The organism is Dyella sp. (assembly GCF_036568765.1).
Lineage (GTDB): Bacteria > Pseudomonadota > Gammaproteobacteria > Xanthomonadales > Rhodanobacteraceae > GSA-30.
Genome location: NZ_DATCRY010000074.1, coordinates 1 through 2,168 on the forward strand (window position 1 = coordinate 1; position 2,168 = coordinate 2,168).

At 63.3% G+C, this 2,168-nt stretch carries 1 protein-coding gene and 1 pseudogene; both read left to right on the forward strand.

All coding sequences use genetic code 11. The features are described from left to right. Positions 1 to 948: hypothetical protein (locus VIM98_RS05700; protein WP_331992130.1), on the forward strand; the 948-nt coding region annotated here is incomplete at its 5' end. A gap of 152 nt (positions 949 to 1,100) precedes the next feature. Then, positions 1,101 to 2,168 (forward strand): annotated as a pseudogene (locus VIM98_RS05705) (S9 family peptidase); the annotation flags it as partial.

Consider the following 2,168-nt stretch of genomic DNA (forward strand, 5'->3'; position numbering starts at 1 on the left):
TGGTACGGCTTCAGCGGCCGCGCCACCCGCCATGCCGTGGCTTGGCAGATCGTCGTCGGGTTCGCCGTGCTGCTCCCCCTGGGCTGGCCGCTGGCCCATGCATTGAGCGATATCGCCCAGCAGACCCGCCTGCTCAATACCGTGCGCAGCACGCTGACCAGCACCCTGTCCGGACAATCGGTGCGCGTGCTCGACTTGCAGCTGGACAGCAAAGGCAAGGCCATCGACGTGACGTTTGCCGCGCAACGTTACGATTCACAGGAAAACGAAGTCTTGCACGCTGCCCTGCAGAGGGCGCTCCCAGCCGAGCTCAAGCTCGGCCTCAACCCTGTCATCACCGCCGATCCCGGTCATACGGAACTCAACCGCTCAGCCCTCGGCTCGAACCTGGCCACCGCGACCATCGCCGCGCCGGCGACGCCGGCCAGCGAGAGCGACGCCATCGTCAAGAGCTTTCCGCTACCCCTGCTCGGTTCCGGTGCCGATGCACAGCTACGCCAGTTGACCTTGATCGTCGCACCGACGGCGCAGGCACCGCTGGCCACACTGCGACAAATGGAAGAACAACTGGAGCGTCAGTGGCCCGGCTGGACCTTTCGCATCGTGCCGCCGCCACGTCCCTTGCCGCCCATACGGTTCGCGCGCGGCTCGGCCGAGCTGGGCGAGCAACAGCATGCCACGCTGGACGATGTGCTCTGGGCCTTGCAGCGCTGGGGCGGCCACGAGGTCGCGGTCGAAGGTCGCGCGAGCTCGGATGGCCGAGGTACACCGCAGTTGGCCGCCAAACGCGCCGAGGCGGTCAGGCATTGGCTGGAACAGGCCGGGATCGAAGTCCAGGCCGGTGCCAGCTACCCTTTGCCCGATCAGCCCGCCAGGGAGGCCACCGACGGCCTGGATGCGTTCAGGAGTGTCTTTATACATATGACGGACCCCGCCAAGACTGATTGAATGACTGGTTGGCGGGCCAGCCGGCACGCTTCGTTTTTACTGCCTATCCAAGGAGGAGAGCCGTGGACAAGCGCGCCCTCGCGTTTTTCGTTTCACTGACCGTTGCAGGTATGAGCCAAGCCCACTCGCCCACGCCAACACCCGCTGGCCCGATGCCAGCTACTCCGACGCCAGCCACGGCGGCGGCGCCCACGCCGCCGGCCGCAGCCGCGCAACCCGACCCTAATCTGTGGCTGGAAAGCATCGACGGTGCCAAGCAGCTCGACTGGGTCCACCAGCAAAACGCCAAGACGGTAGAGCAATACGCCCAGTCGCCCGAGTTCAAGCAACTCGATGCACGCCTGCTCGAAGTGCTCGATTCGGATGCGCGCATTCCGTTCGTCACCAAGGTGGGCGAGAGCTACTACAACCTGTGGCGCGACAAGGCGCACCCGAAGGGCCTGTGGCGACGCACTTCGCTGACCGAGTACCGCAAGGCGCAGCCGAGCTGGGAAACAGTGATCGACCTGGACGCGCTCTCCAAGACCGAGAACGAAAACTGGGTCTGGCACGGTTTCCAATGCCTGCGTCCCGAAGAGCGCATGTGCCTGATCTCGCTGTCGCGCGGTGGCGCTGATGCGGACGTGGTCCGCGAGTTCGATCTGGACACCAAGAGCTTCGTCAAGGATGGCTTTACATTGCCGGAAGCCAAGAACGCGGTGGCCTGGATCGACAAGGACCATATCTACGTCGGCACCGATTTCGGTCCCGGTTCGATGACTACTTCCAGCTATCCGCGCATCGTGAAGGAATGGAAGCGCGGTACGCCGCTGTCCAGTGCGACGACGGTGTACGAGGGCAAGAACGAGGATATGTCGATCAGCGCGTACCGCGACAATACGCCTGGCTTCGAACGCGATTTCGTCAATCGCCAGTTGGCCTTCTACGACAGCGAAACCTATCTGCGCGGCAAGGACGGCAAGCTCACCAAGGTCGACGTGCCCAATGACGCCAATACCTCGGTGCAGCGCGAATGGCTGCTGATCGAGCCGCGCAGCGATTGGAACGTGGGCGGACGAACCTATAAATCCGGCTCGCTGCTGGCTGCACGCTTCGACGATTACATGGCCGGTAAGCGCGAACTCACCGTATTGTTCGAGCCTACCGCAACCACTGCTTTGGACGGCTATTCGTGGACGCGCCATCACTTGATCGTCAATGTGATGGACAACGTGGTGAAC